Raw genomic sequence first — 25,645 nt, forward strand, 5'->3', positions numbered from 1 at the left:
TTTCAGCGTGGCTTCGCAGCTACGGCCCGGAGAGTGGAAAGATGGACGTCGAGACGATGTGCCTTGCCGGCACGTCACCTCAGCGCGATGCTTATTGGGGTGTCATCTGGTCCGGTCGGTGGGCTTTACAGCACCGCGCCCGCAGTTACCGGATCCCGCCACGTATCGATCAACGTCTGCCGAAGCATCGGTATGGCCTGATCGAGCAGCGGACTTCTCGGCCGCTGAGCCGAGGTGGCCGTCCACAAAGTTGTCTGTAGCGGAGGCGTTCCGATTGGCCGCGCGTCGAATATGTCGTACTGTCCCATCGACGCGAGCGCCTTCAGGGAGAGCACGGCGTACAGACCCTCGTCGCGGACCAGATTTAGGATCGCGGGAATGCTCTCGATTTCCAGCGCGACGTTGGGCTTGAGCGAAACCTGAGCCATGACGTTTTCCACCAGCACGCGGATTGCATGTGGGCGGCTCGGCATGACCAACTGACATTCCGCCAGCGTCGTCAATTCCACAGGTTCCGGTGTGCCTACCATGCCGTCACGCATCGAGCGCCGGGATATCAGATAGAGCGCTTCGCTCAGAATGGGCAGCAGGTCAATGGCTGGCGATGTCGCGGCAGTATAGAGCACGGCGCAGTCTGCGCGGCCCGTCGCAAGCCATTCTTGGCCATAGGCGGACAGCCCCTCCAGGATGCAGAGTCTGGCTTTCGGAAACTGTCGGTGAAATTGGCGTACGAGCGGCGTGGTCAGCGCCGAGCTCACGCTTGGCGGCAACGCGACGACAAGTCGTCCGCTAGGCTCGTCGCGTCCATCTTCCATGTCGGACTGAATGCGCTCGGCCTGGGCAAGAAGACTCCGGCCGTGATCGAGCAGCCGTTTGCCTGGCTCGGTCAGCGTCACGCCCCGTCCGTTGCGTTCAAGTAAAGCCTGACGGAATTCCAGTTCAAGCGCGCGCACTTGGCGGCTCAGCACTGGCTGAGCGATCGACAGGAAGCTTGCCGCCCGCGTGAAACTGCCTAGTTCGGCGACATGCACGAAGTATTCGATTTGGCGCAAATCCATACACACCTCTGAAATGCAATTAATGCATATCTAATATGTCTGAATTGACATTGTGTACTATCTGAATTTGGAAAACAATGGGAAATACCAAGCCGAATTAGGGGGACATACATGCAACACCCGATTCCCTGCCTGTTTATGAGGGGTGGGACCTCGCGCGGTCCATTCTTCAAGGCGGATGATTTACCCGCCGACACGGCGGTGCGCGACCGGATATTGCTCGAAGTCGTCGGTTCGCCCGATCCGCGGCAAATCGACGGTCTGGGCGGCGCCCATCCTCTGACCAGCAAGGCCGGTATCGTGAGCCGCAGTGCGAAGCCAGGCATCGACCTCGAATTCCTGTTCGCGCAATTGCAGCCGACCTCGGACAAGGTCGATACGACGCCGAACTGCGGCAACATGCTGGCCGCCGTGGTGCCGTTTGCGCTGGAGACTGGTTTAATCGCGGCGCAGGGCTCCTCGACCACGGCTCGCGTGCTGACGCTGAACACTGGAATGGCCTGTGACGTGACCGTCGATACGCCGCATGGATACCCGGAGTATGAGGGCACCGCGCGGATCGATGGAGTGCCGGGTACGGCATCGCCCGTGCGCATCAATTTTCTCGACACGGCGGGGTCGGTCTGCTCCTCGCTGTTGCCGACTAGCCGGGTGCGAGATCGCGTCGAGATGGGCGAGGGGCAGGTATTGGAGGTGACCTGTATCGACAACGGCATGCCGATGGTGCTTGTCCATGCACAGGCCTTGGGGCGTTCGGGCGACGAAGCGGTCGATGAGCTAAACCGGGATGCCGAACTCAAAGCGGTACTCGAAGCGCTCCGGCTGCGGTGCGGTGAACTGATGGGGCTGGGTGACGTCACTGCGAAAAATTACCCGAAGATGTGTCTAGTCTCGCGGCCGCGGGCTGGCGGCGCCATCTCGACGCGCTGTTTCATTCCGCACATGTGTCACAACGCGATCGGTGTACTTGCCGCGGTCACCGTGGCGACCGCTTGCGTGCTCGCAGGCAGTGTCGCACACGAGGTCGCCCAGGAGAGTGAAGGCAAAGTCAAGTCGATATCGATTGAGCATCCTTCCGGTGAGTTCAATGTCGAGTTGGAAATAGATCCAGGCGATCCGCAGATTGTGCGTCGTGCAGCGCTGCTCAGAACCGCGCGATTGATCATGCGCGGTGAAGTGATGGTGAGGACGCGGGACTTCGATAACTGGAGAAAGCGATGATTATCGATTGCCATGGACACTACACGACGGCCCCGGCCGCGCTGGATGCATGGAGAAAGCAGCAAATCGCCGGTCTTACCGATCCGGGCCGCGCGCCGCGGGCGAGCGATCTGCGGATTAGCGACGACGAACTGCGGGCATCGATCTCCGGAAACCAATTGAAGCAGATGCTCGAACGCGGCATCGACCTGACCATCTTTTCGCCGCGCGCGAGTTTCATGGCCCATCACATCGGCGATCTGGAGACGAGCCGGACGTGGGCAGCCATCTGCAACGAGCTGTGCTGCCGGGTCGCCGAGCTGTTTCCTGAGCACTTCATCGGCGCGGCCATGCTGCCGCAGTCACTCGGCGCCGACCCGAAGACCTGCGTCCCTGAACTCGAGCGCTGCGTCAACGAATATGGTTTCGTCGCCGTCAATCTGAACCCCGATCCGTCGGGAGGCCACTGGAAGTCGCCGCCGCTGTCGGATCGGCACTGGTATCCGCTCTACGAGAAGATGGTCGAGTACGACATCCCGGCAATGGTGCACGTCTCGACGAGCTGCAACGCATGCTTCCATACGACGGGAGCTCATTATCTGAACGCCGACACCACTGCGTTCATGCAGTGCCTTACGTCAGATCTGTTCCGCGATTTTCCGACGCTGCGCTTTGTGATTCCGCACGGCGGTGGTGCGGTGCCATATCACTGGGGCCGCTTCCGCGGTCTTGCGCAGGCGCTCGATCGTCCGCCACTCGAAACGCATCTGCTGAAGAACGTGTTCTTCGATACTTGCGTCTATCACCAGGCGGGCGTCGATTTGCTGACCAAGGTTATCCCGGTCGACAACATTCTGTTCGCCAGCGAGATGATTGGCGCAGTGCGCGGCATCGATCCGCAGACCGGCTTTCATTTCGACGATACGCGCCGCTACATCGATGCGGCCGCGAGCCTCAAGAAAGAAGATCGACAAAAGATCTACGAAACCAACGCGAGACGCGTCTATCCGCGCCTTGATGCCGCACTAAGGGCGAGAACGGAGATACTGGCATGAACGGGAGCGACGTGACGACAGGGCAAATTGGCGTGGTAAAGCGCGGTATCGTGCGCGCCAATGCGGGAGCGGTGGAGCGGCTAGGCCCGCAGGGCGTAGCGACGGTACACGAGGCGATGGGTCGCACTGGCCTGATGAAGCCCTACATGCGGCCGGTTTATGCAGGCGCACGGTTGTGCGGGCCGGCGGTGACGGTACTCCTGCACCCCGGCGACAACTGGATGCTGCATGTCGCAGCGGAACAAATTCGTCCGGGCGATGTCGTGGTAGCCGCAGTTACGGCGGATTGCACCGATGGCTTTTTCGGCGAACTGCTAGCGACGAGCTTCCGGGCTCGCGGCGCGGCGGGACTCGTAATCGACGGCGGCTGCCGGGACGTGGCGGAATTGCAGGCAATGGACTTTCCTGTGTTTTCCCGGGCGATCAGCGCGAAAGGAACGATCAAAGCAACCGCCGGATCGGTCAATGTGCCGGTGATTTGCGCGGGCGCACTCGTGCATCCGGGGGACGTGATCATTGCCGATGCCGACGGCGTGGCGGTGGTTCCGGCCGCACACGCAATGTGCGTGGCAGAAGCGTCGGCTGTGCGAACGGCGAACGAGGAGGAAAAGCGTCGCAAGCTCGCTGCCGGCCAGCTTGGTCTCGACATGTACGGCATGCGAGACGCGCTTGAGCGCGCGGGCCTGAAATACGTCGACTGAGATATGTTGGTCGAGCCGGCGGCGGGCAAGCGGTCCGGCGTAGTGAATCGCATTGTTGGAGCACAAAGAAATGGAATTCCAGAAGAGTCCAGGCTGGCTAGACTGGTGCGCGAACCCTTCGCGCCCAGTTTTCCAGCTGCCACGGGGCGCCGTCGATTCGCATTGCCATGTGTTCGGGCCGGGCGGAGTCTTTCCTTATGCGCCTGAGCGCAAGTACACGCCTTGCGATGCCAGCTCGGCGCAACTTTTCGCGTTGCGCGATCATCTTGGCGTCGAGCGCAACGTCATTGTCCAGGCCACCTGTCACGGTGCAGACAACCGCGCACTTGTCGACGCATGTTTGCGTTCGGAGGGCCGTGCACGCGGCGTCGCGTCTGTGCGGCGCGACATCACGGACCAGGCGTTGGGCGAGCTGCACGATGCGGGAATTCGCGGCGTACGTTTCAACTTCGTGCGCCGGTTAGTCGATTTCACGCCGAAGGACGAACTGGACGAGATCGCCCGCCGTGTGGCCGAGCTGGGCTGGCATGTCGTCGTGTACTTCGAGGCCGCCGATCTGCCGGAGCTGTGGCCATTTTTCAGCAATCTTCCAACCATCGTCGTCGTCGATCACATGGGTAGGCCGGACGTATCGAAGCCGGTCGACGGTGCGGAGTTCGACCTGTTCATAAAATTCATGCGCGAGCATGACAACGTATGGTCGAAAGTCAGTTGTCCGGAGCGCCTGAGTTTAACGGGTCCTAGGGCGCAGTTCGGTGAGGCAAGTCCTTATCGCGACGTCGTACCGTATGCATGGCGCATCGTCGAGACATTTCCGGATCGCGTACTGTGGGGGACGGACTGGCCGCACCCGAATCTCAAGGATCACATGCCTGACGATGGTGGGCTCGTCGATTTCATTCCGCATATTGCCCCCACTGTCGATCTGCAGCAGCGTCTTCTCGTCGACAATCCGATGCGTCTTTATTGGGAGGATTGATGTCGGCAAATCGCACTCGCGACTACGACGATATTCCGGGCACGTATGTCTTTGACGGGGCACGTTGCCGCGAAGGCTACGCGCTTAACATGTTCTGTAAGTCGCTCGATGTCGCCTCTAACCGGGATGCTTTTCGCAGCGACCCAGATGGTTATCCGCGGCGTTTCGGCTTGACCCCGGCGCAGTACGAGGCTATTGCCGCTCGCGACTGGCTGGGTATGTTGCGACTTGGTGGCAATATCTACTACACCTTCAAGCTCGCTATCTTCGATGGATTGAGCATGCAACACGTAGGTGCCGCCATGTCGGCCGAAGCGCTCGACGTCGAGGGATTCCGCGCGATGATGGCCGCAGGTGGACGTCCGATCGTCGGCAATCGCAGCATAGTGGAGCAACGTCATGGCTAGAATCGTTGCAGGGATAGGAACGTCGCACGTTCCGGCGATCGGAGCTGCGATCGATCACGGCAAGACAGCCGACCCATATTGGCGTCCGCTCTTCGAGGGTGTTGCGCCAGCACGGGAGTGGCTCGCTGCGATCGCCCCCGACATTGCTATCGTGATTTACAACGATCATGCATCGAGGTTCGCACTTGACGTCACACCGACGTTCGCGCTCGGCATGGCCGAAACGTTTGCACCGCACGACGAAGGTTACGGCCCGCGGGCCGTCCCGGTCTGCGAGGGGAATCCTGAGTTTGCCTGGCATCTCGCGGAATCCCTCATCCTGAAGGATGGCTTTGATCTGGCGATGGTCAGCGAGATGACGGTCGACCACGGCTTGACTGTACCGCTCTCGCTGCTGTTCGGACAGCCGACACGCTGGCCTTGCCAAGTGATTCCGCTCTGCGTGAACGTCATCCAATATCCTCAACCAACGGCGCAGCGATGCCATCAACTCGGTCAGGCGTTGCGGCGGGCGATCGATTCCTACGCGCCGGACGCAAAGGTCGCGGTATTCGGCACCGGAGGCATGTCGCATCAACTGCAGGGCGAGCGGGCGGGGCTGATCAATCCAGATTACGACCGGATGTGGCTGGATCGGATGGAAACTGATCCTGGCTCGCTTGCCGTAATCGGTCATGCTGAGTTGCTACGCGAAGCCGGCTCGGAAGGGCTGGAGATCATCATGTGGCTGATCATGCGCGGCGCGCTCGACGAGGCCGTGCGGCGCGTTCATCGCTTTTATCATGTACCGGCCTCGAACACGGCCTACGGGTTGCTTGCGCTGGAAAACGCATGACGAAGATCCTGAGCGTGGCACAGGTCGATGCGGGTAGGATCGGCGAGCGGAATCATCTCGAAGCACTTTTTGGTGACTGACGGGGCCCGCACGCTCGCCACCCGCGATGGGGCGCGCGCAGTTGTATTCCCTTGCGACGCATCATGTCATCCAGGTGGTGTGCCGGGAAGTGACTCGACAGAACACTGGAAGCGGCCATGGAGAGACTGCCGCCATGTTCTCGGCTGGCGGACGAACGCGAACGTGGGCTCGCGGCGCCTGATGTGGATGCTGCTCAATGACAGGCGCGGGAGCCTCGCCCCCTCAAGATGCGGTGGGCAGCCTCATGGAGCCTGCAGTGACCTATGTGCCGCGTGCCTTGGTCCGCTTACGCGTGCCTGAACCGGGGTCTTCCGACCGCTGCCCGATGGCCGTTTCGACTTCCCTTTCGTAGCGCTTCAACTCTTCGAGCACGACTTCTCGCACGACGGCCGTGCTTTGCGCGATCAACGCGTCATGGCCTGTGCGCGCAGGCGTAACGATTGCCAGATCGCACTCGATACCGGAGTCCGCGATGCGGTGCAGACGCAGTTCCGAATCGCCGATGCATGGCTGCACGCCGCTGAGTGGAACGACAGAGTAGCCGTAGCCGTGGCGGATCATGTCGAGGATCGCGGTTAAATTTTCGATCTCATGCACGACCTGCGCGCTCAGTCGGCGCTCCGCCAGCGCGGCGGCGAGTACCCCGTGGACGACGTTTGTTTTTCCGGCGATGACGAGCGGCAGCGCGGGCAGCGCATCGAGCGGGATCTCGCGCGGCGGTACCTGTCCTTCGCGTATGGCCAGGGGACCCGAGACGAGATAGAAGCGCTCGTTCGTGAGCGGCTGGATATCTACGGCGCCGCTCGTGGCTGGGTGGTAGACGACGGCGGCGTCGAGTTTGCCACTGCCGACGAGTTCCGCGAGATTGGCCGACGTGCCGTCGACTGTGCGCAGAACCACTTCGGGCAGTCTTGCGCGAAATGCCTGGATCAACGGCACCACGACCGTGCGCGCCAGCGAGGGCGCAAGCCCGAGGACGAAGCCTCCTTGAACCGGACCGTCCTCCCCTTTCGCGGCCCGCTCGGCTATGGCGACTTGCCGGAGCACCCTCGGGACCTCGTCGAGCAGGCGCCGGCCCGCTTCGGTCAGCACGAGCCCGCGACCGTTTCGCCTGAAGAGTTCTGTGCCAAGTTCTGCCTCGAGTTGCGCGACCTGTCTGCTCAGTGCCGCCTGGGTTACGCCTAGGATGCTGGCCGCTCGGGTGAGGTTGCCCACCTCGGCGATACGGGTGAAGTGCTGCAGCTGTTTAATTTCCATGAAGTATTAGTTGCTTAATTAACATATCAGATATGCATAATTAACGATTTATTGTTATCGGATATTAGCATAAAGTAATTCTCAAAGGGCGGCAAACGATCCTTCGAAGCCTGTCTTCATGCGTGCCGTGGCTGCCACGTCTGCGTTTATACGCTTTTTGCGGGCCTCTGAGGCCCTAAATCAATTACAGGAGACTACATGAACGCTCCCGCGCACCCCGTGACGTTCAAGGCGACCCCGCGCGGCGCCGATCGCTACCAATATCTTACCCAGACCGATGCCGGCACGCCGGCAGGCGAATTGATGCGTCGTTACTGGCAGCCGGTTGCGCTAATCGATTCGCTGCCGCAAGGGGCTGCCCCGCAGCCGGTGCGGATTCTCGGCGAAGACCTGATCCTGTTTCGCGACGACGACGGCCGAGTCGGTCTGATCGACCGCAAGTGCGCGCACCGCTGTACCGATCTCGCGCTGGGCCGCATCGAGGACGGTGGCATCCGGTGTCCTTATCACGGCTGGCTGTTCGACGTCGAAGGCCGCTGCCTGAGCCAGCCTGCCGAAGCGTCGGCGACGGCAAAGGACAGAATTCGCATGAAGTCGTATCCGCTGCATGAAGCAGCGGGCGCCTTCTGGGCCTACATGGGACCGGGCGAGCCGCCGCTTTTTCCAAACTACCCGGCACTGGTCGGCGGGTCCGAGCACTGCTATACGACGCGCTGGTTCGGCGACTGCAACTGGCTGCAAGCGAGCGAGGGCAACATCGATCCAGTGCATACGTCCTATCTTCACCAGTTGGAACTATCTTCGGACGATATGAAAGCGCGCTGGGGAGTGTTCTCGAATCAGGCGCGTCCGGAACTGGCGATCGAGGACACGCGTTTCGGCGTGCGACTCTACACGCAACGCAAGATCGATGACGAGCGTTCGTCGCTGCGCGTTACGAACTTCGTAATGCCGAATGCGTGCGCGGTCGGCGGGTTCGAGGGCTATCTTGGCGAGGGTGGACTGACAATGCTGTGGGATGTGCCCATCGACGATCGTCACCACTGGCGCTGGGAATTTATCTTTCATCGCAGCGGCGAGCTCGACAAGGCCGCGCTGGAAAAACAATACCAGTCGGAGAAGCAGGAAGGCGACCGCATGTGGCGCACGTGGGAGAACCTCTATTCCCAGGATCGCGAATCGATGAAGGGCAAGGCGTATCTCGGTCTCGGCGAGTGCTTCTCCGTGCACGACATCGCCATCACCCAGTCGCAAGGAACGATTCACGAACAGACGAACGAGCATTTGTCGTCGTCGGATATCGCGATTGTGCGCGCACGTCGGATGTTGGATGAAGCGGCACAAGCGGTCGCACAGGGCAGCGATCCTCGCGGCGTGGTGCGCAGCGAAAAGGACAACAACTTCCGGGATATGGTTGTCGCGACTGGCGAGATCCGCTGCAGCGAATCCAAGGAGGTCTGGTGTGCGGCTTACGCGGCCAGCGACGACCTGTTCAGACCGCAACGGTCTGCAACCTGAAACGATGCCACGCGTCCGACGTCAAGACGCTGGCTGTCACTTTCTGTCTGAGTTGATCTGTTCATGAGTGCCATTTCTGTACGAGTTGTTGCCGCCGAAGCTATCGCCGAAGGCATTCGCCGCTTGCGCCTAGTACCCTGCGACGCTGCTGCCCTGCCCACGTGGGAGCCCGGTTCACACATCGACCTGCATCTGGGTGAGGACATGATCCGCCAGTACTCCCTGTGCGGATCGCTCGCCGACACGTCGGCTTATGAAGTTGCCGTGAAGCTCGAGCCCGAGTCGCGTGGCGGCTCAAAGTTCGTTCATTCGTCGTTGAGCGAAGGCTGCGAACTCACCATCTCAGCGCCGCGCAATCATTTCCGGGTGGAATACGGAGCGACTCGCAGCGTGCTGATGGCTGGTGGGATCGGGATCACGCCGATCATCAGCATGGCGCGGCTGCTCTACCAGCGCGAGCAGCGATTTGACCTGCTGTACTTCTGCCGCTCGGAAGCGCATGCGGCGTTTCGCGATGAATTGACGGCCGGCGTCCTCGGCGAGCGCTGCCGGATGCTGTTCGGTCTGGACAGAGGCGCTGTCGAGGCGACGTTGGGACAGGCGCTTCGCGATTGGGTGCCAGGGTGCCATCTGTATCTTTGCGGACCGCAGCCGTTCATGGACACAGTGCGCGCCGTAGCCAAAAGCCTCGGCTGGCCTGAAGAGGCTGTGCACCTCGAATACTTTGCGGGGACGGCCACACCGCCGGCCGCTGAGTCGACGACATCGTTTGAGCTGACCCTCGCGCGCAGTGGCCGCACATTGGCCATTCCAGCAGAGAAAACGATTGTTGACGTGTTGCGCGAGGAGGGCATTGAGATTGATACCTCTTGCGAGCAGGGCGTGTGCGGAACCTGCGTGGTGCAAGTGCTGGAAGGGCAGCCCGATCATCAGGATTGCTTTCTGACTGCGCAGGAGAAGGCACGGGGTGATTGCATGGCGGTCTGTGTCTCGCGATCTCGTTCGAAGTCGTTGGTAGTAGATCTATAGAAGCACTCTAGAGACGCCCACAGGCGGCGCCCTTATTCAAAAAATTAAATCAGGAGACAAAATATGTCGAAGCGACTCGGCACGATTCGTTGTGCGTGCATTTTGATGGTAAGCGCGCTGGCGACTCTGCATGCGCAGGAAGCGCTGGCCGTCGACGGCATCGCGCTGACCGGTACCGGGGTCATGGCCGCCGGAATGGGCGGAACGTCGATCGCGTTCCCGCAGGACAGCACAGCGGCCGCAGACAATCCCGCTGGCATGGGGTTGATCGGCTCGCGAACCGACTTCGGCATCCAGTTGCTGGAACCGCTGACTGACTTTGACTACGGCAGTCCTTCCAACCATTTACATACCGGCAAGGTTTATCCGGTCCCCAACGGCGGCGCGAACTGGCAGATTTCGCCGCGGCTGACGCTTGGTGTATCGCTGTTCGGCGTAGGAGTGGGAACGAGCTACGGTCGTCCTGCGCTTCCGATCGCCGGCGCGGGCGTCGCCCAGTCGAGTCTGCAAACGGTGATCGCCGCGCCGACCATAACGTGGCGCCTGACCCCGCACAACATTATCGGTGCGAGTCTAGCGCTCGCATATGAGCGGTTTTCCGCGAATGGCGCGATTGTGCCGACCGACAGCGGAGGCTTGCAGCCGCTACCGTCACACGGAATATCTAACGCGTTCGGTTACGGCGTGCGGCTCGGCTACATCTGGCAGCCGACCTCGGCGTTCACATTCGGTGCGAGCTACGCGAGTCGTATCCGCATGAGCCGGCTCTCGGGCTACGACGACGACCTCCTGGCGGCGGGCGGCGGCCGGATTGACATCGGCGCACAGTACGGCGTCGGCATCGCGTATCGAATCGTGCCCAGTCTGACGCTGGCGGCAGACTGGTTGCACCTCGAGTTTTCCAACACCGTTGTCGGTTCGGCACAGGGTTTCGGCTGGCAGAATCAGGACATTTTCCGAGTGGGTGCCGCGTGGAACGTCAATTCGCGATGGACGTTGCGCGCCGGATTTTCTCGCGGCAATCATCCGATCGGGCCGTCGGTCGTCGCCCAGAATCTGCTCGCCGCGATGCCGTGCTCGACGTCTGTGTCGGCCGGCGCCACCTGGCGTCTCAATAAGGCCGATGACATCAGCGGTGTCGTTGAATATGACTTTGCGACGAACGTGAAGGGCACCGGCGCAAGCGCCGGATTCGACATGCGGACGAGAGCGGAAATCATCGGCGTGAGCTACGGCCATCGTTTCTAGTGCAGGCAATGTCATCCATCCTGGCCGCAATTCGCAATTCGCAATTCGCGGTTCGCGGTTCGCGGTTCGCGGTTCGGGCAGGTACTTTGAGGAGAACCCATGTCTACCCTTGCTTCCGTTTCGTCGTTTCCATTCGATACGGTATCTGAACTGAGCGCCGACGTGCGCTCCCGTTTTTATATCGACGGCCGCTGGATGGCGCCGGATGCTGCCGGCTCGGTCGATGTTGTCGCGCCGTCGAGTGGACAGTTGTTTGCCACGGCGGCGCTCGCAAGCGCCTCGGACATCGACCGTGCGGTCGACGCGGCAAGGCGCGCGTTCGATACCGGCCCATGGCCAAACATGTCCGGCGCCGAGCGCGCCGCCTGCATGAAGCGAATGTCGGCCGCTCTGGCATCCCGTATGGGCCTACTATCGCGGCTATGGACTGCCGAAGTCGGCGCGCCCGTCTGGTTTTCGAATCAGTTCGCGCCGACTGCGGTGGCAATGCTCGACTACTACGCCGAACTCGCGTCCACGTTCGCGTTTGAGGAGCGTCGGAAGACGCGAGCGGGTCATGCGCGGATCGTCCGTCATCCGGTCGGCGTCGCCGCGCTAATCGCGCCGTGGAACGCGCAGCTTCCGATTCTTTCATACAAACTCGGTGCCGCGCTCGCCGCGGGCTGCACGGTCGTCGTGAAAGCGCCTCCCGAGACACCATTCGATGCGCTCGTCGTTGCCGAATGCGCACATGAGGCCGGTCTGCCTCCGGGCGTACTAAACGTGATCACGGCCGATGCGCAAGGCGGCGCGCACTTGGTTGGGAAGCGCGAAGTCGACAAAGTGAGCTTCACCGGCAGCACGGCAACGGGCAAGCTTATCGCGAAGACCTGTGCGGACCGTCTCACGCGTGTGACGCTCGAACTTGGCGGAAAGTCGGCAGCGGTCGTGCTCGACGATGCCGTGCTGGAACCGACGCTCGCTGCGCTGGCGCCATTCACCATGCCGTTCTCGGGACAGATCTGCTTCGCGCAGACGCGAATCCTGGTACCACGGCAACGCGAGCGGGCCTTCGTCGACGCTTACAGCGCTATAGCTAACGGATTGACGGTGGGCGACCCGTGGGACGTAACCACACAGATCGGGCCGGTGGCGAGCCGGCGGCAGCTCGAACGCGTCCTCGAATACATCGAAACGGGACGCCGCGAGGGCGCGCGCGTGACCGCGGGCGGCGGTCGCCACGACCAACGGGGCGAAGGCTTCTTCGTACAACCCACGGTCTTCGCCGGCGTCACGCCAGACATGACGATCGCCCGTGAGGAGATTTTCGGACCGGTGGTGTCGATCATCGCGTACGACGACGTCGAACAAGCAATAGCGATCGCCAACGATACCGACTTCGGTCTGAGTGGCACTGTGTTCACGGCCGATGCCGAGGTCGGTTACGCCGTGGCACGCCGGATCAAATCCGGGAACGTCTCGGTCAACGGCCTTGAGATGGCGCCGAACGTGCCGTTCGGCGGCTTCAAACAGTCAGGTGTCGGAAGAGAGGGCGGCCCCGAAGGGCTTTGCGCATTCCTCGAGGAGCAGGCGATCTATCTAGCCGTCGATGCCGGCTTGCAGGCGGGGTGACGTGATGGAATACGACTATATTGTGATCGGTGCGGGTAGCGCGGGATGCGTGACTGCGAACCGGCTCGTGCACGACTGCAAGGCGAAGGTGCTGTTACTCGAGGCAGGGCCGCCGGCGCAGGGCTCGTTGATCCGGATGCCGGCCGGTACGTTCAAAATGCTGTTCGGTGGCAGTCCATACGTGAAGCGCTACACGTCCGAGCGCCAACCGTCGTTGGGCGATCGCACCGTGTCGATCCCGCAGGGGAACGTCGTCGGTGGAGGCAGTTCGGTGAATGCGATGGCGTACACCCGTGGCTCGTGCGCCGACTATGCGCGCTGGGTGGCCGCCACCGGCGACACCGGCTGGTCATGGGACGAACTGCTGCCATACTTCCGCCGGCAAGAGGGCAACCAGCGGTTCGACAACGAAGCCCATGGTGCCGAAGGTCCGCTGAAGGTCTCCGACTCTCTCTACACGGTCGACGTTGCCGATCGCTTCGTCCGAGCGATGCAACGGCGCGGCCTGTCATTCGCCACTGACTTCAATGCGGGGGCGCTGAGCGGTGTCGGCTACATGCAAACTACCACCTGGCGCGGGCAGCGGTGCAGCGCCGCGGACGCCTTTCTCGCCCCAATCATGGCAGACCCGAACCTGACGCTGGTGACGAGGGCGACGGTGCTTCGCGTGGTTCTCGAGGGAACGCGTGCCGTCGGCGTCGAGTATATGGTGAGTGGCAACGCGCCGGTTCAGGCACGGGCGTCAGCGCAGGTGATCGTCTGTGCCGGTGCGTTTGCGACGCCGAAGCTGCTAATGCTGTCCGGAATCGGGCCCGCCGCGCATCTGCGCGAGCACGGCGTCGATGTGCGCGTCGACTTGCCCGGCGTCGGCCAGAACCTGCAGGATCACAACGTCGCCGTTGTCTCGATGGCCACGCATGGGCAGCACGGCTACTTTGGCGAGGACCGCGGGCTGCGCGCACTGCGCAACGGCTTGCAATATCTCGCGTTCCGTAGCGGGCCGATCACGTCGAACGGGGCCGAGACGATGGCATTCGTAAATCTGCGCGATCCTGAAGGCGAACCAGATCTGCAACTCTACTGCGTCGGCGTGATGTGGCCCGATCCACAGGCGCCCAAACCGACCTATGGCATGACCCTGATGGCGAACCTCGTGCGCCCCCGCTCGCGCGGCACGGTGCGCTTGCGCTCGGCGAACCCGCTGGACGACGCCTGCGTCAGTCCAAACTGGCTAGCCGATGCCGACGACACGGCACGTCTGGTCGAAGCGATCCGGTATCTCAGGGACGTGGCCGCCAGTGAACCGTTTGCGTCGATTGTTCGTGAAGAGATCGGGCCAGGATCGGCCTTCCAGACAAGCGAGGCGCTCGCCGAATACATCAGGCGCACCACCGAATCGAACTATCACCCGGTGGGGACATGCCGGATGGGGCGTGACGACGATCCGATGGCAGTCTTGACGCCGCACCTCGAGGTCAAGGGTATCGACGGATTGCGCGTGTTCGACGCGTCCATGATGCCGGACATCATCAGCTCGAATACAAACGCCACGGTGATGGCAGTCGCGGATCGCGCAGTCGATATCATGATGGGGCGCAAGCCAGGAGGGCTGGCGCGATAACCAGAAGGGCCTTTTATCGGCGCTATCGCGAGCAGGGGCGGCCACTGTGGCATGAGCGGCCCCGGCTAAACAAGGTCCCTCGACCGCTGCAGCCCAAACAGGTTGTCACCGCGATCAACGAGATCTCCCGCATGGACTTTGCCGCTGCACATTGTTTGACAGCCGGCGCTCATACGCACTGACAAATGGGGATAATCACGTGCGCGAGTGCTTAGCTACAGATGTCGGTGCGACACTACGGGGAAGACGTTGTGACTGCGCTCGAGCGCATCGCTGCAGGCTACTCGTCGCCGCGTTTCATCAAGGCGGATAATGGCTGCGAGCAGAGGCGCGCCATGCCGCGAAAACACTGGCGATCGAGTTTTCGAACAAAAGAGACTATTGACGAACCTTCCATTAGTCTCATTTTCCTTCCACTTTTGACGAGTTGCGGTCCGACGGCTTGGGCCTGCCTTCGCGGAACGGCGGCGCGCGTGCAACCGCATAACTGTGCTGCCGCTCCCGCCTGCGCAAGCGTTTGCCTCGTGCTGTCTGCCAGGCCTCGTTACTCAGCCTGTCCGCGCTCGCGCAACAGATCCGCCAGGCTGCGCTCGGCCGGCTTGAGCGGTGTGCGATTGGCGGTCCAACCCATTTGCCGGGCAGGCGTGAGCGCGCGCATGCGCGTGGCCAACCAGCGGAATGCGCGGTAGGCGCGCGGATGGGCGAACGCGCCGCTCCAGAAGCGCCACGCCAGATCTTGCGTGACCCGGTAATTCGCGCCCTGGCCGCGCAGCGGATGCGCGACGCGCTCATCGGGGCTGCGATTGGCTTCGGTACGCAGCCGGATCAATAGTTGCGGGATCGGAATGCGCACCGGGCAGACTTCGCCGCAGGCGCCGCACAGCGTCGATGCGCTCGGCAGGTCGGCGGTCGCGTCGAGTCCGAGCAGATGCGGCGAGATGATCTTGCCGATCGGCCCCGGATAGGTCGTGCCGTAGGCGTGGCCGCCGATGCGCGTGTAGACCGGGCAGTGGTTCATGCATGCGCCGCAGCGAATGCACTGCAGGGTCGCGCGCAACTGTTCGTCGGCGTAGGCCTGCGTGCGGCCGTTGTCGAGCAGCACGAGGTGCACGTTGCGCGGGCCATCGCGCTCCCCGGCGCGCCGCGGGCCGCTGATCAGATTGAAGTAGGTGGTGATGGCTTGCCCGGTGGCCGAGCGTGTCAGCAGGCTCGATAGCGGTACGATGTGTTCGAGCTTCGCGACCACTTTCTCGATGCCCATGATGGCGATGTGAGTGTCGGGCACGGTGGTCGAAAGGCGTCCGTTGCCTTCGTTCTCGACCAGCCACAGCGTGCCGGTATCGGCTGCCGCGAAATTCACGCCCGACAGGCCGATGTCCGCCTCGACGAACGCGCTGCGCAGCGCGCGCCGGCCGGTCTGGATCAGCTCGTCGACGTCCTCCGTGTAGTGCGTGTCGGGAATGCGCTGCTCGAACAGTTGAGCGATGTCGCCACGCGTCTTGTGGATTGCCGGCATCACGATATGCGAGGGCTTCTCGCCGGCCAACTGGACGATATATTCGCCCATGTCGGACTCGATGCACGCGATATTGTGTTCGGCGAGGTAATGATTGAGTTCGATTTCCTCGCTGGCCATCGACTTGCCTTTGATTATGCGTTGCGCGCTCGCCGCCCGCGCGATACCCAGCACGACCTCGTTGGCTTCGTCGGCGGTTGCGGCCCAGTGCACGTGCACGCCTGCGGCGGTGAGCTTGGCTTCGAGTTGCTCGAGCAGTTCGGGCAGCCGCGCCAGCGCGTGCTGGCGAACCGCCTCGCCCAGATCGCGCAGCCGTTCGAGTTCCTCGCCGTCGGGAAACTGGCTGGCCCGCTTGCCTTGCAGGAAGTCCATGGCGCCGCGAAAGCTGGCGCGCAGCTTCGGGTCGTCGAGCGCGACGCGCGCGCGCTGTTTGAAGTCGCCGGGCGCGACGAAATGTATCGGCTGGGCGCTCATGAGGTGGTTCCTTGCGCGTCGGTGACGATCACGACCCAAAGGCGGCGCGGACCGTGCGCGCCATAGGCGGTGGTTTGCTGAATATCGGACGTTTTCGATGGGCCGGAGACCAGCACCAGATTGCTCGGCATGCCCGCCGGCCATTGCTCGGCGCGCGCAGCCTCGTGCAGATCGGCGTGCAGCGTGTGCGCGTGCACCACGGCGACGTGCAGCGGCGGCACCAGCGATACGGTGCGCGGGGTGCTGGCGTCGGGCGCGATCACGAGCGTGCCGGTGGCCGCAATGCCGGAGCGGGCGACCGTGAAGCCGGCGTCGATGGTGTCGAACAGCTCGCGCTTCCATGCCTCGATCGGCTGCGCGAACGCAACCGCCTCAATGGCGGGCGGCAGCGCTTCGATGAGCGCCGCTGCCTCCGGACGGACGGGATCGAGCAGTAACCGACGCACGCCGGCTGCCGCCAGGCGTTGCGCCAATTGCGCCGGCCATGACGCGGCATCGGCGCACCAGGCCTCGGCGTGCAGCGCGGTCAGTGCGGCCAGCATGGTCTGTGCGGCGGCGAGTGGGTCGGCGTCTGGTGCCGCCCGTCGTCCGTCGTAATGGTGGTCGATTGCCTGGCTGAGTGCCTGCGCGTCGGTCGGGACAGTGCGCGGCGCGGCAGCGCGCAGCCGCGCGAGGATGGCGTCGCGCGCGCTCATTGCGCTGCTCCGAGAGGCGACGTCGCGTCGGCCGTGCGGCGCCAGAGGAATGTCGCGAGATGCTCGACCGGCAGCGGCGCACCCTGTTTGGCTGCCGCATGCCCGATGTTCAGCAGGCATCCGCAATCGGCCGACACGAGCCGGTCGCAGCCGGTGGCGCAGGCCGACGCGACCTTGTCGCGCACCATGGCGCCGGAAATATCGGGGTGCTTCAACGAGAACGTGCCGCCGAAGCCGCAGCATTCCGATTCTCGCTCGTGTTCGATGCGGGTTACGCCAGGCAACCCATCGAGCAGCGCCACTCCGTGCCCGCGCGTACCCATTTCCCGGCGTGCCGCGCACGAGGTGTGCAGCACCACGCGTTCTTCGGGCGAGCCGACATCGTGTGGCAGGGTATCGAACCGGATATGCAGCACGTTGACGAGAAACTCAGCGAGCTCATACACGCGTGAGGCTATCTCGCGCGCCTTCGGGCCATTGACGGGATCGTCGGCGAACAGCGCAGGCCAGTGATGCCGCATCATGCCGGCGCACGAACCCGACGGCACGATCACCGGCCAGGGTTCGGCAAACAGGTCCAGCTGGGCGGCGGCCACGCGCCGCGCCTCGTCCGGATTGCCGCTGCTGTAGGCGGGCTGCCCGCAGCAGCTTTGGCCGCGCGGATAGTGCACCGTCAACTGCTCGCGCTCGAGCAATCGCACAGTGTCCAGGCCTGCCGCAGGGACGAACAGGTCGACCAGGCAAGTCGCGAACAAATAGACGTGTGATGGCACAGCCTTTGGGTAGGCTCTCTCCGACATGTCTGACTCCTCCATAAATTGCGCACGCCCGGCGTGCGAGCCGGCATGTCGGCCCATGATTGCCGGGATCGTTTGCAATTGCAATTTGGTTGGACCAAATTCACGAAGCCCGACCTGCTGCCAGGGCGGTCGTCGCCGGATGGTTGTGCCGTGGGCAGGCGGCACCAAATAAAAGTGCAGAGCCATCGCTGTGCGGGGTGGGTGGTATGCTGCAAGATGTGGCTAAACAGCAAGATTGGTTGGACCAATTGACGCAAAATGCATTTGAGAGGAGGGCGACAGTGACTGGTGTGAGGCGTGTTAACCGGACCGAGTCCGTGATGCGCCGGATCGAGACGGCGCTGCTCGACGGCTCATGGCCGGCCGGCGCGCGCCTGCCGGCGGAGCGCGAACTGGCTCAGCAGTATGGGGTCGCGCGCAACACGATTCGCGAGGCGATTCAGCGGCTCGCCGCTCGAGGCCTGCTGCAGAGCCGGCGGGGCGCGGGGGTGTTCGTGTCGGACGGCCTGCGCACCGGCATTGCCTCGCCGTGGGGGCAGTTGGTGGCCGATCATCCGGTACTGTGCGGCGATATTCTCGAATTCCGCCGCGTGCTAGAGGGGGCGACCGCTTATTTCGCGGCGTTGCGAGCCGATGCCGGTGACCGCGAGCGAATTCTGGCGCAAATGCATGCGCTCGAGTCGGCGCGCACCGCAGGCGACGTGACGGCCGAGGCGGTGGCTGATGCCAGATTTCACGATGCCATCGCGCTTGCCTCCCACAACGCGATGTTTCTGCATCTGCATACCAGCGTCATCGGCCTGCTGCGCGAGCACATCACAACCAACGGCATGGGCGTGCGAGAGGAAGATGTCGGCGCGCCGGATCTGTTGCTGCAACAGCATCGCACCATTTGCGACGAGATCTGCGAGCGGCGCCCGGAAGAGGCCCGGACCGCGATGCAGGCGCATATCGACTTCGTGCGAGGGCATGTGCGGCAGCAGGGCGATCGAGACTGAACCCGGTCACGCGCGGAGCTTGAGCGGGCCTGCTCCCCCGTGTGCTCAAAGCCCACTTGAGGCGCTTGCGGCAGCGGCGCCACGCCTTGCCCGGGGCGAAGCCGCGATGGCGCGCCCAAGCGCGCGGCCGCTCAGCCAGGCTCCTTCCACCTTGCCGCCGTGCAACCAGTCGCCACAAATGCCCAGGCCGAGGTCGGCCTGCCACAACATGCCCGGAGCGGGAGCGGTTTCGATGGCGGGCAGGTTCGCATAACGCCAGCGGTGAACGCGCGCGACAATCGGCGGGGGCGCGCCCAATTCGGTGAAGGCCTGCAGTAATGCGCGCAGCACAGTGTCGGGCGGGTCTTCCTCATGGGCAGCGCTCCATTCGGCAGAGGCGTGCAATACCCAGCAGTGATTGGCGTCGCGGCCGGCCTTGCTGGCATTGCGCGCGACCCAGCGCAACGGGCCGTGATTGACGAAAGCGGCATCGAATGGCAAGGGCGGAGCGCTTTCGTACTGCAGCATGGCGGCCCAGCAGGGCGTCATGGCGAATGCGCCGGCCTCGGCGGCAAGCCCGGGTGCCGCGGCCCGCAGCAGCGCGGCGGCTTGCGGGGCTGGCATGGCAAGCGCCACACCGGCAAATCTCTCCTCGTGCCAGCCACGTTCGGTGCTGTGAATCTGCCACCCTTGGCCGTCGCGCCGTATCGCATCGATGGTTCGCAGGCACTCGAGCGGCAAACGTGTCGCCAGATGACGGGCCGGCGCTGTCATGGCGGGCACGCCGACATAGCGTCGCGGGTGTGACGACGATGCGGCGGGGCGCGGCGGGATGATTGCCAATTGCGGCTGCCATTGCGCCAGTACGCCGGCGGCGAGCCAGCTTTCGATCTGCTGCGTGAATTCGGGGGTGCTGGCCGTGAAATATTGCGCGCCATGATCCCATTGGCCGGAGCCCTCGCGCCGTGTGCTCATGCGCCCGCCGGCGCCGCGGCTTTTGTCGAAAATCCGCACGCCCAGACCCGCAGCATGCAGTTCCGAGGCGCAACTCAGGCCGGCCATGCCGGCGCCGATCACGGCGAAAATAGGTGTCGAAGTCATAAAACCGGAGAGTGTACCGGGTCAAAGGGAAGCGCGAGTCGGGTGACTGCTCTCAATGCGATGCAAGTGTATCGCAAAATGATGAAATCGGATTCATGAATCCGAAAAATGCGAGTCATCCAGTGAAATTCCTTTGGGCTGACTGGCGAGGGATCGCCGGTGATTTGAAATAAATTATATTTATCTTGGGGATAGCTTCTTTTAATCGACTTGAAGTGTGAGTCAAATAATTCGCGTGTACACATTTTGTATCGAATTATCGTTGACATGATGAAACGAAATTGATAGTCTGCGGCCACTCGAGGATTCACAGAATCGGCAATTGCGATGGAACGAACGAAAACGTCGGTGACAGGAAAGACGCACGGTTATCGAAGCGGCAAGGCGGCGCGTCTGGCTGGCATGCCGGTGACGACCCTGCGCATCTGGGAGCGGCGCTATGGCATTGTTGCGCCGCCGACCACAGCGTCGGGCCAGCGCCTGTACTCGGAAGACGATGTCCGGCGTTTGGTGCGGATCAAGGCGCTGGTCGATCGAGGCTATGCGATTGGATCGATCGCCAGGCTCGACGAGCAACAGTTGGCGGAGCTCGAGGCGTCCAACGGCCAGCGCGCCATGCGAGCCCGTGCGGACGACGAGCCGGTGGTGCTCGGCCTGGCGGTGGTGGGTGACGTGTTGCCCGAGCGCCTGGCGGAGTATGCCGGTGAGCTCGGTTTGCAAGGCTTGCAGGTGCGGGCCAGCTATCCATCCATTGGAGATTTCGAGGCGGCTCGTGCCCGAGGTGTGAAGGTCGACGCCCAGATACTGCTGGTCGAGGTGCCCGGCCTGTGGGACGAGACGGTCGAGCAGGTATTGCGGATGACGCACGGCGGCGGATTTCGCGCGGCGGCGGTGATTTACCCGTTCGGCTCGAACGGCGCGGCCGCCTCGCTGCATCTTGCCGGCGTGCGCGTCTATCGTCGCCCTGGTAATCGGACCGAACTGCGGCAATTGCTGAGTGACATGCGCCGCGAGTGCGAACGCGAACGGGCGGTGTCGCTGGGCGGCGAGCGCGTGCGCCGCCGTTTCGACGATCGCCACCTGGTGTCGCTGTCTGGTAGCGCTGCGCCGATTGCGTGCGAGTGCCCGCGCCATATCGTCGATTTGATCCTGCAACTGGATGCTTTCGAGACGTACAGCGACAGCTGTGCGAACGACTCGCCCGCCGATCGGGTTTTGCATCGATTGCTGGGCGACATAGCGAATCACGCGCGGCACGCGTTCGAGAGTGCCTTGGAACAAATCGCCGCCGGACACGGCAAGCCCGTGCCCGGCGGCGCATGAATCAGCGCGGTGCGCGATTTTCGCGCGCCGTGCTCAACCCACCCAGGAGCCCGGTCATGGATCTGATGGTGCAACCCCCTTCCGTCACGGGCGAAGCCTGCGACGGCATACCCTTGTCGCAGCGCATACGTCAGCGGCTGATGAGCGCGGGAACGCGTTTTCATGCCAACGACAACATCGCGGCCTATCTGCGCGAAGGCGAGCTCGACGCGCTGCAACAGGAGGTCGCGGACAAGCTGCAAGGCGTATTGCGCTCGCTGGTCATCGATGTCGAGAACGATCACAACTCGCGAGACACGGCGCGCCGGGTCGCCAAGATGTTCGTGCGGGAAGTGTTCGCCGGCCGCTATGAAGCTGCGCCCGCCGTCACGGAGTTTCCCAATGTCGAGCGTTTGAACGAGCTGATGATCATCGGCCCGATCAGCGTGCGTAGCGCCTGCTCGCATCATCTGTGCCCGATCATGGGGCGCGTATGGATCGGCGTGTTGCCGGATGAAAACTCGAACCTGATCGGCCTGTCGAAATACGCGCGCCTGGTCAATTGGGTCATGGCACGGCCGCAGATCCAGGAAGAGGCGATTGCGCAGCTGGCCGACCTGCTCGAGACGCGGCTGGCGCCCGACGGGCTGGCAATCGTGCTCGAAGCAGACCATTTCTGCATGCACTGGCGCGGTGTCAAGGACGACAACGCGAAGATGGTCAATAGTGTGATGCGCGGCGCGTTCCAGCGCGATCCGGCGCTGCGCCGGGAATTTCTTTCTCTGCTGCCAAGGCGCGATCAGTAAGGGCAAGCGGGCCACGCATCCGAGCGTGGCCGCCGCGCGACGGCGCAAGTGTCGGTGCCATTGTGCGGGCACATGTCGCAATGCGGGGAAACGGCGGGGACACCTCTCGGCCTGCGGGATGGACGCGCCGCTGCACGTCATCCGCTATCAATGGTGCCAGTCGCCCCGATGGTGCCAGCCGCCGCCGAAACCGACGCCGAAAGTTACGGTCGGCGGGCCGTAATAGTAGTTATCGTAATAGTTGTAACCATACCCATAGGCGGGCCCCGGTGCGTAGTAACCGTAAGGCGGTGCAACCACGCAACCGGCAAGCAGCGCCGTCAAAGCCAAAGCCGTCAGCAATTTGATCATGATTACGCTCCAATTCGACGGTTGGACACGCCGTTCAGGTCTTGGTTGCGCACTCTGTGTGGACCCCGCGCCGGCGCATCAGATGCCGAACGTGGGGGCGACCCGGTCGACCGCTTCGGCGAGCGCGTCGGCGTGCAGCGGTCCGTCGGCAAACCGGTGGCGGGTGCGTTGGCCATGAACCATCAAGTCCATCCCGTAGCAGTCGATGCCAAGCAGCCGCACGTCGGGTCGCATATGCTGGACCGCGAGATTGACCAGGGCGGTTTCTTCACTGTGCGGCACCACCGGCAATGCTGCCCAGTCCTCACGTGATAACCAGCCCATGCGGCCGATGCCTTCGATCACTCGGGTCTGGAGCGGGTTGAGCCGCAGGAAAATGAAGTCCAGCACAAGCAGTTCCCGCGCACCCGGCTGATAGCGCAGATAGCGCTCCAGAAAATCGAGCGGCGGCTCGAAAGGCTCCACCTCGCCGGTGAGCGTCAGCCGCGGGGCCGCCTGAATGTCGGCTGTGCCCGGATGCGCAACGAACAGACTGGCACGTGGGTCGGCCAGCAAGTTCTTGGTGTGTTCGGCCAGCCTGCTGATGCACAGCACCGGACGATGATGCGCATCTGTCACGTAGGGCACGCCGGTGGCATACGGATAACCGGACAATGTGGCCGAATAGGTGGCCAGGGTGCCGTGGGGTGCTTCGTGCAATAAGGCAACGGCGTCTTCGATAGCGATGTTCACGGGAGTAGGGGCCGCTTGCTGCGGCGATTCTGCCGGAAATGACATATCACCACGGAATAACTCGCCGTGCAATCGTGCAATAGTGCATTTATGAGAGGGTGCGTCGGGTGCGGACGCGCACAACAAAAAGCCCCCACCGCTGGGGGTGGGGGCATCTCGTGCCGCGCTGGTGTCGCGTCAGGACCGGTCCAGGCCTGACGGGTTGTCGCGAATTCGCGGCAGGGGGGGGCATCAAGGTTGCGGGGAGATGCTGCCGGGTTCGATGCTGGCAACCGTCAGCGCGCCGTTTTGAGCAAGCGCGGCGGGTTGCGCTACTGCCATGGCGCGCGGATACACGATGTCGTTCTGCTCGAGCACGCCGGCCGCGCGGGCTTGCGCGAGTTCGGTCTTGACGGCTGCACGGGATTTGCCCGGGCCTTGTTCGATCGAGTGCGGGTACGCTGCGTCGCTCGACACCAGCAGGCCCTGGGTCCGCGCCTGTGCCAGTTCAGCCTTGACCTGGGCGCGGCTGAGCACCGAGGCCGCGGGGATGCCGGCCAGTTGCGAACCATCGGGGTAAGCGTCGCTGGCCATCGCCGAGCCGGCGGCACCGGCGAGCACAGTGGACAGCAAGGCGGCGGCCAAAAGATTGCGTTTCATGATCATTCTCCTGTCTATTCAAAAGGGGGCGATGTGTTTTCATCGTCGACAGGATCAGTCTATTGCGCCGCTCAGTGAGGAAAAACAGCCTCCGGCTCAATGGATCATTTCGTTTTTGGCAATAATGAGGCGGGGAGAGACTCAGGTGCTGGTATTTCCCGCGTCCTTGCGGGGTGGAGAGACCGAGTAGTTGTACCAGGCTCCGGCCGCCAGGCCGATCGCGGCCAGGTCGTCGGCCTCGAGTGCGGGCAGCGGCTCGCAGGCGGCGGCCATGCTGTCGTAATCGCCGGACTCAGTGGCCTCGGCGGCGTCGAGCAGCAGGCCCAGCTCGCCTTCGCGGTTGAGCACGGCGCGCCGTATGTTGGCGTCGATCGGCAGGCGCTGCACGACGTCGCTGGTGGCTTCGCCGTACAGCACATAGATCAGCGAGAGCACACCGGTGATGAAGGCGGTGTCGCTGAAGCGGCCATCGTTCGGCCGGATGCGGTTGGCGGCCAGTTCCATGAACCGCGCCCGCGTGCCGCACAGCTCGGCCAACGGATCGGCGCGCAGATTGAGTTGATTGCCTTCGACAAACAGCAGCATTTGCGCCCAGCGCGCGACCTGACGGGTGCCAATAACCAGAATCGCGGTGTGCAGCGATGAAATCGTTCGCGTCAGGCCAACGGCGCTCGAGTTGAGCAGGCGCAGCAGCTTGACGACCAGGTCCGGATGCGCCTTGAGTTCGGTTTCGATTTCGGCGATGCTCGGTTCGCCGCTGAGCAGCACCAGCAGCCGCAACAGGGCCGTGCGCGAGGCGTTGGTCTTGCGCGAGGACAGTACTTGGGGTTTGGCGAAGTAATAGCCCTGGAACATCTCGAAACCCATGCGCATGGCGATTTCATGGTCTTCCAGGGTTTCGATCTTTTCTGCCAGCAGCACCTTGCCGTGTTGCTTGACTACCTTGACGAGCGCCTCGATCTCGTCGCGAGGGCATTGCAGGAAGTCGATTTTGACGATGTCGATATACGGCAGAATTTCCTCGAAGCGTGGCGACAGGCGTGAAACATCGTCGAGGGCGCAACGAAAACCGAGCTTGCGCAACGCCTGGCAACGCTCGAGCAGCACCTGATCGAGTTCCACCGTTTCGAGGATTTCCAGCACGAAGCGCTCGGGCGGCAGCAGTTCGATGATGTCGGACATCAGCATCGTCCGGTCGACATTCACGTAGCCGGTGTGTCCGCCCAGCGCCGCATGGATGCCGACGTCGCCGAAGATGCGAGAAATCACATGCGCAGTCGCCTCGGCGTCATTCGTGACGACAGCAAAATTGGCCAGGCTGGAACGAAACAGCAACTCGAACGCGGTCAGTGCGCCACGGCAGTCCAGAATAGGCTGGCGCCCGAGGTAGACCTGCTCCTCGGGCACTCCGGTGTCATCGTCGGATATGGACGCGGCGGTGGCAGTGTTCGCCTTGGCGCGGCCCGATGAGCTAAAACGTTGCATCTGTCTATTAGGAAAAACCTTGCTATTGATAACTATGGCATGCCTGCAACGGCGCCAATGCGTCGGTCGGCCGTTCAAGCGCCGAGCCTCGCATCATAAGCCTATCGACCGCACGAGCATAATCCATTTTCATGGTAACGGGCGAAAAGCCGCATATGGTAAGCCTT

24 protein-coding genes are annotated in these 25,645 nt (G+C 62.8%); 14 read left to right on the top strand and 10 right to left on the bottom strand.

The window, feature by feature from the left end; genetic code table 11:
- Positions 1 to 125: 125 nt before the first annotated feature.
- Positions 126 to 1,058, bottom strand: coding sequence for a LysR family transcriptional regulator (locus tag PATSB16_RS02540; protein WP_072628594.1), 933 nt, complete (start codon positions 1,056 to 1,058; stop codon positions 126 to 128).
- A gap of 111 nt (positions 1,059 to 1,169) precedes the next feature.
- Here PATSB16_RS02540 and PATSB16_RS02545 point away from each other — a divergent pair, with 111 nt between their 5' ends.
- The 6 genes from PATSB16_RS02545 to PATSB16_RS02570 all read left to right on the top strand — a co-directional run bounded on the left by PATSB16_RS02545 (position 1,170) and on the right by PATSB16_RS02570 (position 6,235).
- Positions 1,170 to 2,279 (top strand): 4-oxalomesaconate tautomerase, encoded by a 1,110-nt coding sequence (locus PATSB16_RS02545; protein WP_047212484.1) that lies wholly within the window; start codon positions 1,170 to 1,172, stop codon positions 2,277 to 2,279.
- Positions 2,276 to 3,313 carry an amidohydrolase family protein gene (locus PATSB16_RS02550; RefSeq protein ID WP_047212485.1) on the top strand — a complete coding sequence of 346 codons (1,038 nt, stop codon included), beginning with the start codon at positions 2,276 to 2,278 and terminating at the stop codon, positions 3,311 to 3,313. Before PATSB16_RS02545 ends, PATSB16_RS02550 begins: the two co-directional genes overlap by 4 nt.
- A complete protein-coding gene (gene ligK, locus PATSB16_RS02555) occupies positions 3,310 to 4,014 on the top strand; it encodes a 4-carboxy-4-hydroxy-2-oxoadipate aldolase/oxaloacetate decarboxylase (protein WP_047212486.1) in 705 nt (234 codons plus the stop codon). The genes PATSB16_RS02550 and ligK overlap by 4 nt, the downstream gene beginning before the upstream one ends.
- Before the next feature lie 70 nt (positions 4,015 to 4,084).
- A complete protein-coding gene (locus PATSB16_RS02560; protein WP_047212487.1) occupies positions 4,085 to 4,993 on the top strand; it encodes an amidohydrolase family protein in 909 nt (302 codons plus the stop codon).
- Entirely contained in the window at positions 4,993 to 5,400 is a 408-nt protein-coding gene (locus PATSB16_RS02565) for a protocatechuate 3,4-dioxygenase (RefSeq protein WP_047212488.1), read from the top strand. Before PATSB16_RS02560 ends, PATSB16_RS02565 begins: the two co-directional genes overlap by 1 nt.
- Positions 5,393 to 6,235, top strand: coding sequence for a class III extradiol dioxygenase subunit beta (locus PATSB16_RS02570; RefSeq protein ID WP_047212489.1), 843 nt, complete (start codon positions 5,393 to 5,395; stop codon positions 6,233 to 6,235). The genes PATSB16_RS02565 and PATSB16_RS02570 overlap by 8 nt, the downstream gene beginning before the upstream one ends.
- A gap of 342 nt (positions 6,236 to 6,577) precedes the next feature.
- Here PATSB16_RS02570 and PATSB16_RS02575 read toward each other — a convergent pair whose 3' ends face one another.
- Positions 6,578 to 7,573, bottom strand: a complete 996-nt coding sequence (locus PATSB16_RS02575; protein WP_047212490.1) for a LysR family transcriptional regulator — start codon at positions 7,571 to 7,573, stop codon at positions 6,578 to 6,580.
- A gap of 198 nt (positions 7,574 to 7,771) precedes the next feature.
- On the opposite strand from PATSB16_RS02575, the gene PATSB16_RS02580 reads away from it, so the two are divergent.
- From PATSB16_RS02580 to PATSB16_RS02600, 5 genes are all read left to right on the top strand, one after another.
- Positions 7,772 to 9,091, top strand: coding sequence for a Rieske 2Fe-2S domain-containing protein (locus PATSB16_RS02580; protein ID WP_047212491.1), 1,320 nt, complete (start codon positions 7,772 to 7,774; stop codon positions 9,089 to 9,091).
- Positions 9,092 to 9,154: 63 nt separating this feature from the next.
- Positions 9,155 to 10,120, top strand: a complete 966-nt coding sequence (locus PATSB16_RS02585; RefSeq protein ID WP_047212492.1) for a PDR/VanB family oxidoreductase — start codon at positions 9,155 to 9,157, stop codon at positions 10,118 to 10,120.
- Between the two features lie 105 nt (positions 10,121 to 10,225).
- Complete coding sequence (locus PATSB16_RS02590) at positions 10,226 to 11,368, top strand: OmpP1/FadL family transporter (RefSeq protein ID WP_237170283.1); 1,143 nt, start codon at positions 10,226 to 10,228, stop codon at positions 11,366 to 11,368.
- Positions 11,369 to 11,530: 162 nt separating this feature from the next.
- Positions 11,531 to 12,979, top strand: coding sequence for an aldehyde dehydrogenase (locus tag PATSB16_RS02595; RefSeq protein WP_237170284.1), 1,449 nt, complete (start codon positions 11,531 to 11,533; stop codon positions 12,977 to 12,979).
- A 4-nt stretch (positions 12,980 to 12,983) separates the two neighbouring features.
- Positions 12,984 to 14,600: a GMC family oxidoreductase gene (locus PATSB16_RS02600; protein ID WP_047212495.1), complete on the top strand. Its 1,617-nt coding sequence runs from the start codon at positions 12,984 to 12,986 to the stop codon at positions 14,598 to 14,600.
- A gap of 544 nt (positions 14,601 to 15,144) precedes the next feature.
- Here PATSB16_RS02600 and PATSB16_RS02605 read toward each other — a convergent pair.
- Genes PATSB16_RS02605 through PATSB16_RS02615 form a run of 3 tightly spaced genes read right to left on the bottom strand, consistent with a single transcriptional unit; the run spans position 15,145 to position 18,085 of the window.
- Entirely contained in the window at positions 15,145 to 16,590 is a 1,446-nt protein-coding gene (locus PATSB16_RS02605; protein ID WP_047212496.1) for a LutB/LldF family L-lactate oxidation iron-sulfur protein, read from the bottom strand.
- The gene (locus PATSB16_RS02610) at positions 16,587 to 17,285 is read right to left on the bottom strand and encodes a LutC/YkgG family protein (RefSeq protein ID WP_047212497.1); all 699 of its coding nucleotides are present in this window, start codon (positions 17,283 to 17,285) and stop codon (positions 16,587 to 16,589) included. The genes PATSB16_RS02605 and PATSB16_RS02610 overlap by 4 nt, the downstream gene beginning before the upstream one ends.
- Positions 17,282 to 18,085 (bottom strand): (Fe-S)-binding protein, encoded by an 804-nt coding sequence (locus PATSB16_RS02615; RefSeq protein WP_047216205.1) that lies wholly within the window; start codon positions 18,083 to 18,085, stop codon positions 17,282 to 17,284. Before PATSB16_RS02615 ends, PATSB16_RS02610 begins: the two co-directional genes overlap by 4 nt.
- 320 nt (positions 18,086 to 18,405) lie before the next feature.
- Between PATSB16_RS02615 and PATSB16_RS02620 the strand changes: the two genes are divergently transcribed.
- Positions 18,406 to 19,083 (top strand): FadR/GntR family transcriptional regulator, encoded by a 678-nt coding sequence (locus PATSB16_RS02620; RefSeq protein ID WP_047212498.1) that lies wholly within the window; start codon positions 18,406 to 18,408, stop codon positions 19,081 to 19,083.
- Between the two features lie 45 nt (positions 19,084 to 19,128).
- Here the strand turns inward: PATSB16_RS02620 and PATSB16_RS02625 are convergent, their stop codons facing one another.
- A complete protein-coding gene (locus PATSB16_RS02625; protein WP_047212499.1) occupies positions 19,129 to 20,163 on the bottom strand; it encodes an NAD(P)/FAD-dependent oxidoreductase in 1,035 nt (344 codons plus the stop codon).
- A 327-nt stretch (positions 20,164 to 20,490) separates the two neighbouring features.
- Here PATSB16_RS02625 and PATSB16_RS02630 point away from each other — a divergent pair, with 327 nt between their 5' ends.
- A complete protein-coding gene (locus tag PATSB16_RS02630) occupies positions 20,491 to 21,486 on the top strand; it encodes a MerR family transcriptional regulator (RefSeq protein WP_047212500.1) in 996 nt (331 codons plus the stop codon).
- Positions 21,487 to 21,542: 56 nt separating this feature from the next.
- Positions 21,543 to 22,271 carry a GTP cyclohydrolase I gene (gene folE / locus PATSB16_RS02635; protein ID WP_047212501.1) on the top strand — a complete coding sequence of 243 codons (729 nt, stop codon included), beginning with the start codon at positions 21,543 to 21,545 and terminating at the stop codon, positions 22,269 to 22,271.
- A 147-nt stretch (positions 22,272 to 22,418) separates the two neighbouring features.
- On the opposite strand, the gene PATSB16_RS02640 is transcribed toward folE, so the two are convergent.
- From PATSB16_RS02640 to PATSB16_RS02655, 4 genes are all read right to left on the bottom strand, one after another.
- A complete protein-coding gene (locus tag PATSB16_RS02640; RefSeq protein WP_047212502.1) occupies positions 22,419 to 22,622 on the bottom strand; it encodes a hypothetical protein in 204 nt (67 codons plus the stop codon).
- A gap of 78 nt (positions 22,623 to 22,700) precedes the next feature.
- The gene (locus PATSB16_RS02645; protein ID WP_047216206.1) at positions 22,701 to 23,354 is read right to left on the bottom strand and encodes a HugZ family pyridoxamine 5'-phosphate oxidase; all 654 of its coding nucleotides are present in this window, start codon (positions 23,352 to 23,354) and stop codon (positions 22,701 to 22,703) included.
- Positions 23,355 to 23,585: 231 nt separating this feature from the next.
- Positions 23,586 to 23,993 carry a DUF4148 domain-containing protein gene (locus PATSB16_RS02650; RefSeq protein WP_052892545.1) on the bottom strand — a complete coding sequence of 136 codons (408 nt, stop codon included), beginning with the start codon at positions 23,991 to 23,993 and terminating at the stop codon, positions 23,586 to 23,588.
- A 141-nt stretch (positions 23,994 to 24,134) separates the two neighbouring features.
- Positions 24,135 to 25,478 (bottom strand): EAL and HDOD domain-containing protein, encoded by a 1,344-nt coding sequence (locus PATSB16_RS02655; protein WP_052892546.1) that lies wholly within the window; start codon positions 25,476 to 25,478, stop codon positions 24,135 to 24,137.
- Positions 25,479 to 25,645 lie beyond the last annotated feature (167 nt).

Source organism: Pandoraea thiooxydans (assembly GCF_001931675.1).
Lineage (GTDB): Bacteria > Pseudomonadota > Gammaproteobacteria > Burkholderiales > Burkholderiaceae > Pandoraea > Pandoraea thiooxydans.